This window comes from Paenibacillus sp. FSL R7-0272, assembly GCF_037969905.1.
Classification (GTDB): domain Bacteria; phylum Bacillota; class Bacilli; order Paenibacillales; family Paenibacillaceae; genus Paenibacillus; species Paenibacillus polysaccharolyticus.
Genome location: NZ_CP150221.1, coordinates 300,307 through 317,088, shown reverse-complemented (window position 1 = coordinate 317,088; position 16,782 = coordinate 300,307). Strand labels below are relative to the sequence as shown.

The window sequence follows — 16,782 nt, the reverse complement described above, 5'->3', positions numbered from 1 at the left end:
CATTCCACACTCACCTTGTCTTACTCTCTTCTATATACTGCTTTGTTCGGTGCACCAACCTCACTCGATCTGACTTAGAATCCCGAATCTTCAACTTGCCAGACTGACAACTAATCCACTCAACCAATCTCTGACGGGCTTTTCCCTGTCAACATCTTGAACACCTGACTAAAATACGTCGCATTGCGGAACCCCGTCATCTCACTAACTTCGTACACCATATAATGTCCCGACTGCAAAAGCTCCATTGCCCGCTGGATACGGTATCCGTTCAGGTAGCTGACGAAATTCTCTCCGGTTACCCTTTTGAATAGCTGGCTTAAATACTTGGGATGCACAAAAAGACCTTTCGCGATGGCCTCGAAACTGATCTCCTCTGCGTAATGTTCCTCAACGTATTGTTTCACTTGAGCGATAAGTTTGTTGCTTTTCTTCTCGCCCATCTCCTTGCGGATCTGCTCCAGCCATCCCTTAATGACGCCATCCATCCAGTTTATCAGATCATGCAAAGCATATTTAGACTGTATTTCACGCAGGAAGTCACTCATCGTGAGTGGAGGTGTCAGCATCGGTTGCTGCTTTTTCCAGCTATGCATCATCGTATCAAATAAACTAACCGCTACCACCTGGGCATCCTGAATGCTTGCACAGTTTCCCTCTTGTAGCGAATGGAATAATTGAAGCCAGACCTCCTCCGCCTGATTAATCCGCAGATCGGCCCACGCCTCATCCCATTGATGAAGCAACAATGAATAATCTGTCGCACTTCGCTCCACCTCTTCCGATGTCTCCACATGATAAATGCGGTTCCCACCCTGAAACTCCGCTCGTTCTACCGCTTCCCTGCTCTCCAGATAAGAATCGATGACCTCGCAGGGATGCTCTTTCACCCGACCAATGCCGGCGCTAACTTCAATTTTCAGATACGTAAAGATCTGATCAATCATCCGACCTACGAGAGCCTGCAAGTCCTCAAAATAATCCTTGTCTCCAAGCATAACGAGTACAAATACCTGATCCGAATAATCCACAACCTCCACTTGGAAATTCGCCATCTCAGCAGTCTGTTGCTTCACTGTCTCTTGGATGATATCCGCCGCTCCATAACGTAACAGTTGCCAGTCTCGCTCTTTCATACGTGTCATAAAACCCGGACGATTCAACTGCAAACTGACTGCACGAACCTTATCATAGATTTGAAACCCGATATAATCCATCCGTGCTTCGGGCAATTCGTCCGCTCGATAACGTGTGGTCAGCAATTCATGAAGAAACTGTTTGCGTAAGTAAGGGAGCACTCTTCCCGCTTCTTGTTTATACGTCCGCTCCAGCCGCTCTCGCCGCTCTCGCACATCTTGTTCCAGCAACACTTCCCGCAGCACTGACTCAATCTCTTCCACCTCCGCTGGCTTTAGCAAAAAGTGATTCACGCCCCAGCGCATAGCCGCTCTGGCGTTTTCGAACTCGTCATATCCACTAAGGATGATAATCGGCAAGTGGGGATAGTCACGCCGCAACTCCTGCGTGACTTCAAGTCCGGTCATGCCCGGCAAGTATACGTCGGTCATGACAAGATCCGGATGCACGCGCTGGAACAGCTCAAGTGCATCCACTCCATTCGCAGCTGTACCAGCAATACTCAGGCCCAGGGAGGGCCAGTTAATATGCTCGGTCAGCGCTTTAATAATATGCGGGTCGTCATCGACAAGCATAATGGTTTTCATCATTTTTCACCGTCCAGCCACAGATTTAATTGCTCTTCGGTCTCAATGCGCGGTAGTGTAATCTCCACCTCGACACCGCCTGAACTTCCATTCCGTAGTTGCACGCCATACCTTTGTCCACAATACAACTGAATACGTTGATGTACATTACGAACACCGATACCTCGTGCATCCTCCATGTTCCAATCCTCCGGCAAACCTTGTCCATTATCCGTGATTCGAATGGTGATATCAGCAACAGCCCCTTCCGCTGGGGCAATACATACTTGGATACGCAATGTTCCTTCCAATGGATGCCCATGCATCACGGCATTTTCAATAAAGGGTTGCAAGATGATCTTGGGAATGTGACACCCACGTATACGTGGGTCGATCCGCTCCTCATATTGAATCGAGAACGGTAAGCGTTCAGATTGAATGCTGACGTAACAACGGGCATGCTCTAATTCATCCCTTACACGGATAAACAACCTGCCCCCGCTCAGCCCGATCCGCAGCAGCTTGCTCAATTGCACAATCATACGACTGATGTCCTTCGCTTCATAATCAAGTGCACGCCAGTGAATCATATCCAGCGTATTGTATAAGAAATGAGGTTTGATCTGAGCCTCAAGCAAGCTGGTTTGTGCTTCCCGTTTCGCTCGACTCTCTTCTTTGACCTGCTCCATCAGCATCGTAAGCTGTGAAGCCATATGGTTAAAACCATAGGCCAGATGGGCGTACTCCTCTGTAAACGACAGTTTTACACGCGTATCGAAGTCCCCTTTTTCGAGTTGTCTCATTCGTTTGATCAGTTGGCGCAGAGGTCGAATAATCTGCCGTACAAACAAATAAGCAAGCACAGCCGAGCATAACAATCCAAGCACAGCGATGCCGAGAATCTGCCAGCCTGCTTGGCGCACCGGGGATAACAAGGTATAGACAGGAATCGTCTGCACAAGACGCCACTGAAGCATAGCAGGTCTGGAGTACAGCACCAGTTGTGCCCCTCCCGGTTGACCTGATACTACTTCGAATCCGTCTTCTCCAGGACGAGCATGCTCCTGAATCCAGGCACTATCTATAATAGAAGAAGATGAGTCAGTCCCGTCCACCGTTCCTTGAGATATAGTCTGCTTTCCTTCGGGACGTGATTGATCTTCTTGATCGAACTGACCTGTACTTCCCCCTGACGGATCAGCCTTCCCCATCTGCATCACCACATTGCCGGCGGTATCCACCAGTAGCACTTTGCCATCGAGCACCATTGGAACATCGGCAAACCTGCGTACGATATCCGCTCTGCTTAGACGAATGAGCACATAAGCGACCGTCCCGCCTCGACTATCATAGATCCGCTGTGCATACCCAACCAAGGATTGTCCCGATTCATTCTCACGAAGCGGAACCCAGGCTGCGTCCGCCTTCTCCAGTGCGGCAAACCATGAATCATTCGATATAGCATCTACAGGGAAAATACGATCAGCCATGGTAACTGTCACTTCATTAAAAGCATCCGTATACAGCTCAATCGAGGTAATTCCATCACTCACCACCATGGTATGATCCAGAATTTTTGAAACCTCTCTCCGCTGATGAATCTGTGCCAACCTGCCCGTATTGGATGTATCCAGCAAGTTAGACAACTCCCTGTTGCTTGCGAGCCCATAGGACGTGCCCGTTACCCCAGTAATAAAATCAAAGCCCCGCCTGGTGCTCTCATTCAAAAGAGCAAGACGTGCTTTGCTGATTTCGGTAAATGTGACCGCAGAGAAGGATTGATAAGCCAGCCATACAATAATGGAGACAAGCAGCAAATTAAACGCAATAAAGCAAGTCACCATCAATGTGGAGAGCTTGCTTTGTTGCAACTTTTGAAGAATGTAGGCAGACCATCTTGTTTTTCGCACTCGGAATCAACTCGTTTCGTCTTGGAATTACCCTTTGAGCCCAGAGGTCGCGATTCCTTCCACGAAGTACTTCTGACACACGATAAATACGAAAAAACATGGCACAAGGGATAAAACAGACATGGCAAACATTGGACCCCAATCGGACTGTGAGCTCGAATCCAGGAACAGGCGTAGTCCCAGCGGAACGGTGTACTTGCTCACATCGCTCAGGTAGATCAATTGACTGAAGAAATCATCCCATGTCCACAAGAACGTAAAGATCATCGTCGTTACCAGTGCCGGAAAAGCGAGAGGGATAATAATTTTGGTATAGATTCTTACCGGGCCACAACCATCGATCGTCGCTGCTTCATCCAGTTCCCGCGGTAATCCCCGGAAAAACTGTACCATCAGGAAGATGAAGAATGCATCCGTTGCCAGCCATTTGGGTACAACAAGTGGCAAGTACGTATTCACCCACTCCAACTGATTAAAGAGAATATACTGCGGGATTAGCGTAACATGGTGCGGCAGCATAATCGTCATCAGCATTAGCCCGAAACAGATCGCTTTGAAGCGGAAGTTTAGCCGGGCGAAGGCATAGGCCGCCATCGAACAGGAGATCACATTGCCCAGCACGGCTCCAAGCGACAAAACGATGGAGTTGGTCAAAAATTTGGAAAAGGCATTCCCCTGAGCGCCGGACCAGCCCGTCATGTAATTTTGCCAATTCCATTCCTTTGGCCAGAACCAAGTTTCTGTAAAAATCATGTGCCCCGGCTTGAACGAGCTGCCCAGCATCCATAGAACAGGATAGAGCATCACAAGGGCAATACCTGAAATCAGTACATGTTTGGTGACAATCCATGCTACGGAGTTACGTTGTCCAATCATGATTTTCCACCATCCTCATAGTGTACCCACAACTTGCTGCTGCGGAATACGAGCAATGTAAATACGCCGATCAGGATTACCAGCACCCACGCCATGGCAGAAGCATAACCCATCTGGAAGAAGGAGAACCCTTTTTTGTACAGATAGAGAGAGTACATCAATGTGGAATTTACCGGACCCCCGCTACCGTTACTGATAATGAAGGCCTGTGTGAACGATTGAAAGGACGTAATCAGCTGCATAACTAAGTTAAAGAAGATGACAGGTGACAGGATCGGCAACGTGATATAGAAAAATCTCCGCATCGGCCCCGCACCGTCTACCGCAGAAGCTTCATCATACTCCGGTGGAATCTGTTTGAGTCCTGCCAGGAAGATGATCATGGATGAACCGAACTGCCATACAGACAAAAGAACAATGGAATACAGTGCGTACTTCGGATTAGCCACCCAGTCAGGTGCTTTAATGCCTACCATCGCCAGTACGCTGTTGAGCAATCCGTCACCGCCCAGCATTTTGCGCCACAACATTGCGATAGCTACGCTTCCTCCCAGCAATGTAGGGATGTAATACACGGTGCGGTATATGCCAAGTCCGCGAATGCCTTTGTTGAGCAGCATCGCGACAAATAAGGCAAAAATCAGTTTGAGTGGAACGGAGATAGCAACGTAGGTAAATGTCACCTGAAGGGACTTGGTGAACAACTTGTCAGACGTAAACATGGTGACGTAGTTACTCAGACCGACCCAGTTCGGAGCGGCAAGAATACTATAATCGGTAAAGGAAATGTATAACGAAGCAAGCATGGGACCCAGGGTCAGAAATACTAATCCGACAAGCCAAGGAGCGAGAAAGAGCAGAGCGGCTCCATTATGGGCGTATCGATGTTTCATGCGCCGGGCGGCTACTTTCTCGATTCTGGCTTGACTGACCTGTGATGTCGTCATTTTCGCAACCTCCCCGCAGTATTTGAATTCATCGGAACGGTTTCTGCCAGGTGTATTTGTAGATATATCTTGTAGACATATCCACAAATACAGATACAGGTAAAACTCGTCTATAGCTACAAGTTCTATTCTCTTTACTGGCTTGATCCAAGCGTTGCTTTGGCGCCCTCAATAAACTGGGCAATGATGTCTGTCATACTACCTTGACCAAAAGCGATCTGTTCGCTTGCACTTTTGAAACTCGTGTCCACTTCAGCAAAACCTTGCGGGTATGGCGGGCTAATTTCACTGGAATGTTTGGATACCGTATCAATGAATTGGAAAATGACTTTCTCTGCATCTGACAGCTTCGGCTGCATCTGCTCACGGATGCTCGCATTGACTGGCACACCGCGCTCTGATCCAAGAATCGCTGTCGCTTCAGGGTCATTCACCATAAAGTCTATGAACATAGCTACTTCTTTTGGATGCTTGGATTTCGCATAACCGGACAGGAACTGGCCTGGCTTCAGATACTCACCGATCCGTTGTTCGTTCACACCATGTGGCAACACTTGAATGCCAAGCTTATGATCCTGGTTTTTGTTCACTTGTTGGAACGTAAGCAGTTGGTTGGACCACGCAAAGTCCATAGCTGCTGTACCCAAAGAAATCGGTCTGGTTTCGAGTGCATTGGTTGTGGAAGCAGCGACTTCAGCGGATGTAGCTCCTCTGTTCTCACGCAATGCAGCCCACATCTCAAACCACTCTTTCAATTGGTCACTTGTTGCTGTCATGGTGCCATCCTCAAACAACCCTTTACCGGACTGGCGTACAAATACCTCAAACATATTCGTAGCACCGGAAATGTCAGCCGAACCGTAGAATCCGTCTCCCTTCGCTGCAGCAATCTTGGCTGCTATCGCTGAAAAGTCGTCCCATGTCCAGCTTTCCTTCGGCTCTTCAATGCCCAGTTGCTGGAATAATGTTGCGTCATAAATGACACCTGGCGCATTCACTCCAAGGGTGATGGCATATAGTTTATCGTCGATCGATCCGGCTGTAATCATGCTCTTGTCGTGGTCTTTGATTCGCAGCTCTTTATCTGCATATGGCGTCAGGTCAAGCAAAGCACCGCGCCGTGCAAAGTCCGTCAGAAACGCGTAGTCCATCTGGATGATATCCGGAGCGTTCGAACCGGCAACCTGAGTCGTAAGTTTGTCAAAATATCCATCCCAGCCCGAATATTCAGCTTTAATCGTAATGCCTGGATGTTTCTCTTCAAACAGTTTGATCACTTTGGTTGTCAAATCATGTCTGGTCTGTGATCCCCACCAGGTCATGCGCAATTCAACTTTGTCAGAAGCACCGCCTTGGCCTGAATCACCGGAAGATGCCGGTGTGCTTGAGGTTCCTCCAGAACAGGCTGTAGCGAATAATAACAGGGACAGGCAGAACAGGGTTACCCACTTTTTGGTGATGATCATGAATGAATTTCCTCCCCTTTTTGCTTATATGAAATCGCTTACAAAACTATTGTAATCGCCTGTCTCTGTACATGACATAAACAAAAGTAAGCTATCCTGTCAAAAAAGTAAGGGGTTCACAGGAAAGAAAAACCACCAGAAACCACATTCCCGGTGGCGCTTATCTCTTCATGATGAACAAACCTAAAAAATGAAGCAGGTGGGAAGCTGATACAACCTCGTTCTATCCGGAATGTACAGTAGACGCTGTAGACTTCGCCGTGCGCTCCGATAAATGTTTCTCCATTTTGGCTACCTCTGTTCCAGCCAGCATCATGATCCCGATCCCATGGTTGTCATTAGTAACCGTCCGCAAATCTTGATCGTAGTATTCAGCTGTGAATGCATATCTTGATCCGCTACATACGCCGTGAACGTTCCCTTGACGGTCAATGGCGTTGCTCACTAGTCCCTTCCAAGCCCGCTGAGCTGCCGTAACGTATGCCGAAGGATCTTTAAACCAGCCGAAACGTACACCACGTGCGAAACCATACGCAAACATAGCTGTACAGGAGGCTTCCAGATACGTTTCCGAATGATTCAATACTTGATGCCAGAGCCCGCTCTCACTTTGCAGTGCTGCATAGCCCTCGCATAGCTCGTTGAAAAACTCGATTAAAGCGGGACGCTCCGCGTGGTCTTCAGGCAATGCCTCCAGTACTTCTGTCAGGGAGAAAAGAGTCCACCCGTTACCACGCCCCCAAGGAATCTGAGTCGCCTGTTTATATTTGAAATCATATACATGAGACATGATCTTGTATTCAGGCATAAACAAATATTTGCGATACAATGAAAACTGTTTGGCCGCTTCATCGAGTGCTTCGGATTTCCCTGTCACACGAGCATACCGCACAAGGAATGGTGTACTCATGTAAAGGTCATCTGCCCACATCGTATTCTCGGCATATTCCCCAGCACATGTCCGATAGAACGCCCCATCCGCTTGACGCTCCAAACGGTTAAGCATAAAGTCCGCGATTCGTTCAGCAATGGGAAGGAAGGTTGGTTCCTTGCATTCCGTATATGATTCCAACATCGCTGAGCCGAAGGAACCACAGTTATCCAACATTTTCAACATAATTAACTGCTGATTAATAGAAGGGAAACCATACTGCTCACGATCCCATAGAGAATACTCATACATCTGAGTGCATGACTGTACATGTTCTGCGGCATAACGGGTAATATCTGTTCTTTGCATATATCGTCCTGCCTGGAGCAGGCCATAGACGGTGACACCCAGCGGGTAATCCCAACGTCCATAGTTGGTTACACTACCCACGGTCCATTTATTGCTCAGCATCGCATTTTCATAATAAGGTCGGATGAACGTATCCGGCCGATCCAAACGCCAGTACGTCCGCCCTGCTTGCGAAACGCCGCTCGTTCCTGTGCCTTGTTGTCCTGCATTAGTCCGGTACACACGATCCAAACGCATCAAATCTGCAAGTTCCGGCTCGGCTCCAGATTCAAATGGACCTGCATAGAACCAACATTCTTCCAATGCTCCCTGCACTCGTTGCGGAAGCTCCAACTGAAGAGACTCTGTACCGACAGAAGCTTTCAGGTCAAATCCCCATGAGCCAGCACCGGCTTGACATTCACTTCGTACCAGAAGATCATTTCGGCCAAATGTAGCTTCAACCTCCACTTCAAACGATCCTGCGTTTTTTATTGTTGCAACTGACTTGTCCCCGAGCCAGATCTGTATTGGACCAGAGGATTGTCCAGATAATCGAACCGGACGTCCAGAGGTATCACGATTGTTCAGATTCGTCCATGCATAAGCGTGTCTGCCTGGAAGCAGTCCATAGATTCGTTCCAAAGCCGATTTATTCTGTTCGGAAGCAGACCACTGGGTCTCTGGCAACCATTTTAGATTACTCTCTCCTTGACTCGCGAGCAGGTTTGGCTGGGCTTGTGCGGATGTAACAGGTTCAGAGAAGACCCATCCCGCTTGCCCCGAACGCTCTTGAAAAGGAGCAAGTACATTCAGAATACGTACTTTGCCTTCATCGGAACCGAACTGGCATCCGAATCCGGCAGGGGTGTTTTTCATCTCCAGCCACACGGTATTCCAGCCGGGCTCGATGTCGATTCCAAGCTTCACCGTGGCATCTGGCGTTATCTCATCAATGACCGTAGAACGGTAGATCAACTCGTTGTTAAAATAAAAACGTACCGGTCCATAGCAACGTACCAGCACATCGAGATTGCGATTCTCATCCCCCCATATCAGCGCTGCGGCGTAGGAGATATGATCTTTCGGCGCGTCTGGAAAGCGTTTACCAAGATTCAGATCATAGAGCCCTTTATCATTTTGCAAAATGCCGGATTGCTGAAACGCACGGTATACAAAATCAGCCTGTGCATTGGCACCAATATATCTCTCGGCAAGCACCTTCAATACCTGCTCCTGATTTTCTCCGAATCGATAATACATGCTCTGCGGTTCACTGAAATACGTTGTCATTGAATGCCACATTCCTCTCATGTTGAAGTACTTCTCAATCTTATAAAAGCCCATGCTTGTTTACAGGACGTTGTTCACTTATTTTCATGATATAGATATAGCGCTTAACCTCAATAAGGATACCCCTTTATGAGCAAGCGACAGAGTTTCTTTTACCATTCGTATCGATTAATAATCCTAGTATAACTGACACAGCTCATGGTGGCTACAGATTTTTGTTTACGCTTACACTGTATTCGCAAATCCTCGCTTTGCTTACCAAAATCAAGAAATATATGGTACCTGTTACAATCATGGTTAAAAGAAATTCGAGACGCAACCGATATATACTAGGTAGTTTAATAACAACCCATACTAATTTGGAAAGGACAGATTTATATTGAATACGCTTGAATCTCTGGTCAATACGATGCCTTTTGTACGTCAAATGTTCCGTGACGATATCTCCATATCGATCAATGATCATGAAAAGGTATTATATTTCTCCGAAGCCCAAAGTCTAGATATTGGTGTAAAAGCCGGCGACGAACTACATGATGACTACAAGCATTTCAAAATGCTGAGCAATAAGGACTCCCGCACCGTTGTGCGCATGCCTGGTGATCTTCAGGGAAGGCCGTTCGATTCCATCCTCATCCCTGTAAAAGAAAACGGACAAGTAGTCGGCATCCTGGGGGTCAACTATGCACTTGATAATCACCTTACACTGGAAAAGCTGATTAGCGAAAGCGAAACAACAATCAACTCCCTTGTTGGTGGCATTCAGCAAATTGCAGCTCATTCGGAGCAGCTGTCAACAACCTCGGAGGAAATTTTGCGAAATTCTCAAAAGGCATCCGAAAATTCGATTAACGTCACAAAAGTCACTAACGTGATTCGTGAAGTCTCCGAGCAAACCAATCTGCTTGGATTAAACGCAATGATCGAGGCCGCTCGTGTCGGTGAGCAAGGTGCCGGATTCGGCATCGTAGCTAGTGAAGTCCGCAAGCTCTCCGATCATACGAAACAAGCTGCGTCGGATATAGAGACCTCTCTGGGCAGTGTGCAGCATTCCATGAAATATATGGAGCAAGAGATTGGCCAGATTACGACAGCAACTGGAGATCAAGCCAAGCTTGTGACTGAATTTATGCAAAGTATTGAACAACTGAGTGAGACTAGCGCAAACTTGAAAAAGTTTGTAGAGCAGATGCTCACGCTTGAGTAAACATTTATTGATCAACAATGAATCTTAGAAAAATTTAATTTAAGCAGCACGATTTACATAAGAAATGAGTTTTTCATAACACACCAAGAGCCTCCGCAGTCATTCCCTGTTCGGGATATGAGCGGAGGCTTTCTATCTACATGATCAAATATAGCATTCAGGCGTACACGAGAAAGAGAATGTACGTGCAAAAGCATAAACTCGGAAGATCCTTATATCTCTACCGCAACACCGAAATGATCGGATACGACAGGTCCCTTTTTACCATTTAACACAACGTTGGAGGTCTGCGCCTGAACAGGACGATTCGAGAAAATATAATCAATTCTTAGCGGTTGTTCATTGTTCGCCCAGCCGGCAATCGCTTTAACCACAGTAGCCCCGTCGTCTTTTTGTTCGGCTGTCGTATACAGATCATTCCAGCCATGTTCCATCATGTAATCGTAGCCTTGTCCACGAATCTCCGCGACATTGTTGAAGTCCCCCATCAGATACAACGGTTGATGCATATAAGGTGCAAGCACACGCTCGGTCAAATCCCATTGCCCCTTAAAAGGTTCCTGTGCATCATCCCACCAGTTATAATGTCCATTCACAAACCATGTGGATGTGGACTCACCTTCCAGGGTAGTCTCAATCCCGACGATTTTGCGTGTTCGATAGTTGTTATAATCCCGCATGTGGGACACGTATTCGCCGAATGAACGAGTAATGGGTGTCCGGCTTAGAATCGCCAGCCCCTCATCGTATGTACGAAACCCGATATGTGTTGGAATCCAGGTCCAGTAATACGTCTCGGTTAGTTGCTGTAGCAGGACATGAGCGTAGTTATCCTTTTTGATCGTCACATCCGCTTCGGTTGCTGTATACGTCTGCAATTCCTCTTGGGTCAGAGCCGTTTCTTGAATCGGCTGGTTCACTTCTTGCATCGATATGATATCAAATTGATGTGTATTGATAAAATCAGCCAGCTGACTGATCTTGGTTCGTTGGTTTTCTTCCGCCCAAGCATGGACATTTAATGTAAGGATTTTCATCTCTATGCTCGCTCCTGTTGTTGAATATAGTCTTCATATGGCCGCCGCGCAGCCAGTACTGCTCCTGAAATGAATACATACGTTATAAGATAAGCATACACAATATGGAGTATTCGTGCAGTAGATTCCGATGACGTCTGCACGAGCATCTCCAGAACTGATATGATAGAAGCATTGAAACTCTAGACCTTGACGTCGAAGACGTCATCATTAGTTAACCATGTATACCCCAGGAGATGGAATGATGAACATACCTAAGGATCAGATCATGGATGACACGCAGTGGCAAGCACTGATTCGTGAAGTTGCAGATCTTTTTAACAACCTGACGATCATGCGTGGATTCCAATATTATAAACAGAAACGTGTTATATCTATAAATTTCAACGATGCTCAGTCTATTACCGCCGAGGTACAAGGATCAGAATCTTACGAGGTTGTGCTCCGTATGCAGGACTTGTCCACCAGTTATTGTGCCTGCCCGGTTAACTCTCCATGCAAACATATGGCTGCTGTATTGATGAGTTATGCCGAACAGCAAGGACGCCCCGTTCCTGCACTGGTCAATGCACATGCGAGTACTGCCTTGAAACAAACCAGCAAACCGGCAGGTTCGACATCTGCGAGAGCTTATAGCTTCAGCGATGTTACGGAACAAGAGGAGGCTGTCCAAGACAATATCTCCTCGGATGGACCCCAGTATAGCACAATTAAGGAGCGGGCAACCGAACTCGCTGGAATGGACATTGTTGAATGGCATGAACTATTTCGAGCGACCCTTAAGCGACTCGGGACAGGAACGGCAACGACGGGCTACATTCAGGAAGCTGCAGATGAACTGTACGCGATCAAACCCAAGATGTCAGTGGCGATGGATCAGCTGTTTGAGCTGCATGTTCAGCTTTACCTCATGCGATACTGTATACCACCCGCGCGCAACTCGATTACGCATACTCCTGTGTATTTAAGTTACCCTGCCCAGCTGGCGGTAGACTCTCTCCAAAAAGGAATTGAGACCCTTCTGCTCCAGTCGCTGGACTTGTCCGGATTGAAGGGCACGGCATTTGAACAAGTCTGGGCAAGGCTCGAAGAAACTTCGGCTTATTTGCGGACAGAGATGTTGCCGGAGACAGCTAATATGATGTTCTTCTCACCCGTTTACTCCAAGCTTTGGCTGAACTGGATTGTGCCCTGGCTTCAAGGTAAACAGGCGATGTTGGAGTCAGAACTTCATCTACTGAACGAAGCAGAAGCAAAGATCATTTCGCCAGAAGGAGCTGTCCCCGGCGGAGAGAAGAACGTCAGAAAAGGATCTTTACCCTTACCGCTTGTTCTGGCACAGAGCTGGATGTACTACCATCTGGAACAGGATTCATCAGCTTGGCAGAAACTTGTCCATGGCAGCTCAGCCTATGTCATTCCGCCGGAACATCTGTTGTACTTTCTCCATACACTGACCGATGCAGCTGAATGGACACGTCTGTCCGAATGGCTGGTACAGCTCGGGCCCCTGCTGGCGGGTCGCCGCAATGCTCCTTTACAGGACTATATGCGATTGTGGGATACTGCAATCCAGCATGTCCCGGATGCAGAGCACCGGATGTGGGACACGCTGGTCAGCATGCTTCCCCACTCCAGGCCTGCTTATGAGGATGCCATGCATTCTCGGGGGCAGTGGCGCAGGTGGATTGATTTTCAGCTGAGCACAGGCACTGAACCTCTCGAATTCCGAGTAGCTGTATTGCAACCCATTGAGAAGGACGCCCCTGAGTTGCTTTTGCCGTTCTATCATCAGGCGGTGGAGCGTTATATTGCACACAAGAACAGGGATGGTTACAAAGCCGCAGTAAAGCTGCTGAAACGACTGTCCAAAATATATAAAAAAATGAAGCGAGAGGAGCCGTGGGAGCAGTTCATTACTGCACTGGCTGTTCGCAACAGCCGATTGCGCGCCCTGCAGGAGGAGCTTCGGAAAGGTAAGCTGATTCCATGAGTCTAATTCACCCCTACACAGAAACGATTGAGGTACACGTGGCGTTGACCGGCTATGGCGATGCGCTATTTTACGGTGCGCTGAATACACATCACTTTGTGTCAGGCCAGTCGTTGAAACAACGTCTATTCGCATGGCATGCTCCTTCCTTTTACGGCACGGAGCTTGAAATCCGGCAGATTGAAGAGATTGAGCTTGTGGTGTTGCCTGCGGAAGAGGTTCTCCCATTCTTTGCAGAGATGAAGACTCTGATTCATATTGAGTGGAAGTGGGATGAACAGGCTGAGTACCTGATCCGACTAGCCCCGATACTGTCCTCGTCTATTGATAATCGCAAGCATGTACCCAGCTTTGAGGCTTATCGTGCCGGACAACTGCAATGGACGTGGGACTCGGATAGTCTGAAAAAGCAGGATCTGGCTGCACTTCACCAAGCCATGCAGCAGACGGATGAAAGTTTCGCTGAAGGACTTGACGCAGCTTACTCCGCCGCTGTGTTCCAGCGCTGGTATAGCTCCGAAGAAGCAGCCACCGACCTGCGGCGGGAGTTCCCACAGCTCTTCCCCGAGCGCGGAGTGCTTCCGCGAACAGGCGGCCTTGATGCTCGGTCGTGGCTGGTGTCCATCGGTTGGAAAGCCGATGCTGCACCCTTCCGCCCGATGCTGCAATTGCAGGAGCCGGACGAGGATGACTTCTCCTGGCGACTGCGTTTGGTATTGCAGAACAAGCTGGATGCTGCCGTTCTCGTGCCCGTCATGCTTGATTCACGCGGACGACTGGAGGGCGAATGGCCCGAAGCTTGGACGCCATTTGTTCTGGATCGCTCGGCTGGCTGGCTGGATCAGCTGCGTGCGCAACTGCCGCGTCTTGGCAGTTCCATCAGCGGCAGACGAGATATTCTGAGCGATCCGCTGGATGATCAGCAAGCCTGGCAGTTTCTGACCCAAGAGAGCGGTCGCTTGCTAGCCGCGGGATGGCAAGTTCTATTGCCGGGCTGGTGGGAAGCCGCCCGGAAGAAAAAACCAAAGCTGCGAGCCAAGGTAAAACCGGAGGAAGGCAGTGAGCGGGGCCAATCGTTCTTTGGATTGGACTCCATCATTCATTTTGACTGGCGCATCGCTATTGGGGATAGTGATCTTAGTGAAGAAGAATTTGCAGATCTCGTCGCCCGTAATGAACGACTCGTCCGATTCCGCGGCGAATGGGTTCCGCTCGACCCCGATCTGCTGGAGCAAATTCGCAGAGCGATGGGTGGTGTAGATCGGGAGGAAGGACTCTCTTTCCAGGATATTCTGCATCTGCATCTACTTCACAATGAACAGCGTGAATATGCCAAGCAGAAATGGAAGGAAGGTCAACAGGCCGAGGGCGAACAGGAACCAGAGCCATCTCAGACCAGCGAGAGTATCCGGCTTGAGGTGGAGTTAAATGATCATCTGAACCGGGTCATCGCTCAGCTCGGAGGCGGACAAGGCGGAGCCCCTTCCCTGCCCGTTCCGGAGGGACTTCACGCAGAGCTACGTTCCTACCAGAAGGAAGGTTTTGCTTGGCTTGGTTTTCTGCGCAGATTCGGCTTAGGCGCTTGTCTTGCTGATGATATGGGTCTTGGGAAAACGATTCAGTTCATTACGTATTTGTTGCACATTAAAGATCATGAGCCAAGACTACCTGGACAAGCACCTGCCCTTCTGATTTGTCCAACATCCGTACTCGGGAACTGGCAGAAGGAAATCAGCCGTTTTGCTCCTTCCATCCGTGTCAGTCTGCATTACGGGGCACGCCGGTTAAACGGAGAAGAATTCCGGGAGCAAGCCGAACAGTCGGATATTATCATTACTTCCTACGCCACGGCGACGCTGGATCAGGAACTGCTGGAAACCTATACATGGGCTGCTATCTGCCTCGATGAAGCACAGAATATCAAGAATGCCCAGACGAAACAGTCCCTGGCTGTACGCAGCTTCCCGGCGAAACATCGCATTGCGCTTACAGGTACGCCGATCGAGAATCGGTTATCCGAACTGTGGTCGATCTATGATTTCATTAATCCGGGTTATCTGGGCAGTGCCCGGGCATTTCAAACCCGCTTCATCAGTGCGATTGAAAAGGATAAGGATGAGCAGCGCATGCAGGATCTGCAACAACTGGTGAAACCTTTTATGCTTCGCCGTAAGAAAAAAGATCCGAATATCCAGCTCGATCTGCCGGACAAAAATGAGATGAAAACATATATTCACCTCACAGGTGAACAGAGTGCATTATATGACCAATCGGTGCAAGCCCTGATGGATAAAATGAAAGAGCTGGAGGGCATCAAGCGCAAAGGCGCGATTCTCTCCGCGTTAACCCAATTGAAGCAATTGTGTGACCACCCGCTGTTGCTCACCAAGGAAACGTTGCCTGAAGAACTGCCTGCGGATGATCCGGCAACATCAACCTATGACGTGTACAGTCCGCAGGACATGGCGATGCTGATCAGCCGCTCGGCCAAGCTGGAACGGCTCATGGAGCTGGTTCGTGAGCTACGTGACGAGGGCGAACGCTGCCTGATTTTCACACAATATATCGGCATGGGGCAGATATTACAGCAAGTGCTACGGCAGGAGCTGCAAGAGCCTGTACTCTACCTGCATGGCGGTACGTCGAAGACAGCACGGGATCGTATGATTGAGGAATTCCAGTCTCGCACACTGCCTGCGGACAAGCAACCTTCGGTCTTCATTCTGTCCATCAAGGCTGGTGGTGTTGGGCTAAATCTGACGGCGGCCAATCATGTCTTCCACTTTGACCGCTGGTGGAACCCCGCAGTGGAGAACCAGGCAACAGACCGGGCCTATCGGATGGGACAAACCAAGGACGTGCAGGTGCACAAGTTTATCTCTCTCGGTACGCTCGAGGAACGCATCGACGAGATGCTGGAGAGCAAGCAACAACTTAGTGACAACATCATCACGAGTTCGGAGAACTGGATTACCGAACTGTCGACCGATGAGCTGAAGGATTTGTTCACGCGTCGCCGGGACTGGTCTGGTTAAGCTGGCTGAGTAAAATAAAAAAAGAGCGAAGCTTTGGAATGTGGATTCCGGCTTCGCTCTTTTTGCTTTTGTAACGTTGTGCTTCTTGATGAAAGT

General features: G+C 48.7%; 10 protein-coding genes. 3 read left to right on the top strand and 7 right to left on the bottom strand.

Annotated features, from left to right (window positions below; genetic code table 11):
- Window positions 1–119 precede the first annotated feature (119 nt).
- From MKY23_RS01395 to MKY23_RS01370, 6 genes are all read right to left on the bottom strand, one after another.
- Window positions 120–1,727, bottom strand: coding sequence for a response regulator (locus tag MKY23_RS01395; protein ID WP_339834775.1), 1,608 nt, complete (start codon window positions 1,725–1,727; stop codon window positions 120–122).
- A complete protein-coding gene (locus MKY23_RS01390) occupies window positions 1,724–3,613 on the bottom strand; it encodes a sensor histidine kinase (RefSeq protein ID WP_339834772.1) in 1,890 nt (629 codons plus the stop codon). Before MKY23_RS01390 ends, MKY23_RS01395 begins: the two co-directional genes overlap by 4 nt.
- A gap of 27 nt (window positions 3,614–3,640) precedes the next feature.
- Window positions 3,641–4,489 (bottom strand): carbohydrate ABC transporter permease, encoded by an 849-nt coding sequence (locus MKY23_RS01385; RefSeq protein ID WP_339834769.1) that lies wholly within the window; start codon window positions 4,487–4,489, stop codon window positions 3,641–3,643.
- Window positions 4,486–5,382 carry a sugar ABC transporter permease gene (locus MKY23_RS01380; protein WP_339839137.1) on the bottom strand — a complete coding sequence of 299 codons (897 nt, stop codon included), beginning with the start codon at window positions 5,380–5,382 and terminating at the stop codon, window positions 4,486–4,488. The genes MKY23_RS01385 and MKY23_RS01380 overlap by 4 nt, the downstream gene beginning before the upstream one ends.
- Window positions 5,383–5,570: 188 nt before the next feature.
- A complete protein-coding gene (locus tag MKY23_RS01375; RefSeq protein ID WP_339834766.1) occupies window positions 5,571–6,902 on the bottom strand; it encodes a sugar ABC transporter substrate-binding protein in 1,332 nt (443 codons plus the stop codon).
- Between the two features lie 223 nt (window positions 6,903–7,125).
- Window positions 7,126–9,435 (bottom strand): glycoside hydrolase family 88 protein, encoded by a 2,310-nt coding sequence (locus MKY23_RS01370; protein ID WP_339834763.1) that lies wholly within the window; start codon window positions 9,433–9,435, stop codon window positions 7,126–7,128.
- A 358-nt stretch (window positions 9,436–9,793) separates the two neighbouring features.
- On the opposite strand from MKY23_RS01370, the gene MKY23_RS01365 reads away from it, so the two are divergent.
- Window positions 9,794–10,621, top strand: a complete 828-nt coding sequence (locus tag MKY23_RS01365) for a methyl-accepting chemotaxis protein (protein ID WP_154984890.1) — start codon at window positions 9,794–9,796, stop codon at window positions 10,619–10,621.
- A 212-nt stretch (window positions 10,622–10,833) separates the two neighbouring features.
- Here the strand turns inward: MKY23_RS01365 and MKY23_RS01360 are convergent, their stop codons facing one another.
- Window positions 10,834–11,658: an endonuclease/exonuclease/phosphatase family protein gene (locus MKY23_RS01360; protein WP_251511036.1), complete on the bottom strand. Its 825-nt coding sequence runs from the start codon at window positions 11,656–11,658 to the stop codon at window positions 10,834–10,836.
- 241 nt (window positions 11,659–11,899) lie between these two features.
- On the opposite strand from MKY23_RS01360, the gene MKY23_RS01355 reads away from it, so the two are divergent.
- Window positions 11,900–13,651, top strand: a complete 1,752-nt coding sequence (locus MKY23_RS01355) for an SWIM zinc finger family protein (protein ID WP_186811763.1) — start codon at window positions 11,900–11,902, stop codon at window positions 13,649–13,651.
- A 5-nt stretch (window positions 13,652–13,656) separates the two neighbouring features.
- Window positions 13,657–16,686: a DEAD/DEAH box helicase gene (locus tag MKY23_RS01350; RefSeq protein ID WP_339839134.1), complete on the top strand. Its 3,030-nt coding sequence runs from the start codon at window positions 13,657–13,659 to the stop codon at window positions 16,684–16,686.
- Window positions 16,687–16,782: the final 96 nt, after the last annotated feature.

Bases quoted from the DNA above. Each gene is read 5' to 3' on its own strand.
- MKY23_RS01375 (WP_339834766.1), bottom strand. From the start codon at position 6,902: ATGATCATCACCAAAAAGTGGGTAACCCTGTTCTGCCTGTCCCTGTTA.
- MKY23_RS01360 (WP_251511036.1), bottom strand. From the start codon at position 11,658: ATGAAAATCCTTACATTAAATGTCCATGCTTGGGCGGAAGAAAACCAA.
- MKY23_RS01395 (WP_339834775.1), bottom strand. From the start codon at position 1,727: ATGATGAAAACCATTATGCTTGTCGATGACGACCCGCATATTATTAAA.
- MKY23_RS01355 (WP_186811763.1), top strand. From the start codon at position 11,900: ATGATGAACATACCTAAGGATCAGATCATGGATGACACGCAGTGGCAA.
- MKY23_RS01380 (WP_339839137.1), bottom strand. From the start codon at position 5,382: ATGAAACATCGATACGCCCATAATGGAGCCGCTCTGCTCTTTCTCGCT.
- MKY23_RS01370 (WP_339834763.1), bottom strand. From the start codon at position 9,435: ATGAGAGGAATGTGGCATTCAATGACAACGTATTTCAGTGAACCGCAG.
- MKY23_RS01385 (WP_339834769.1), bottom strand. From the start codon at position 4,489: ATGATTGGACAACGTAACTCCGTAGCATGGATTGTCACCAAACATGTA.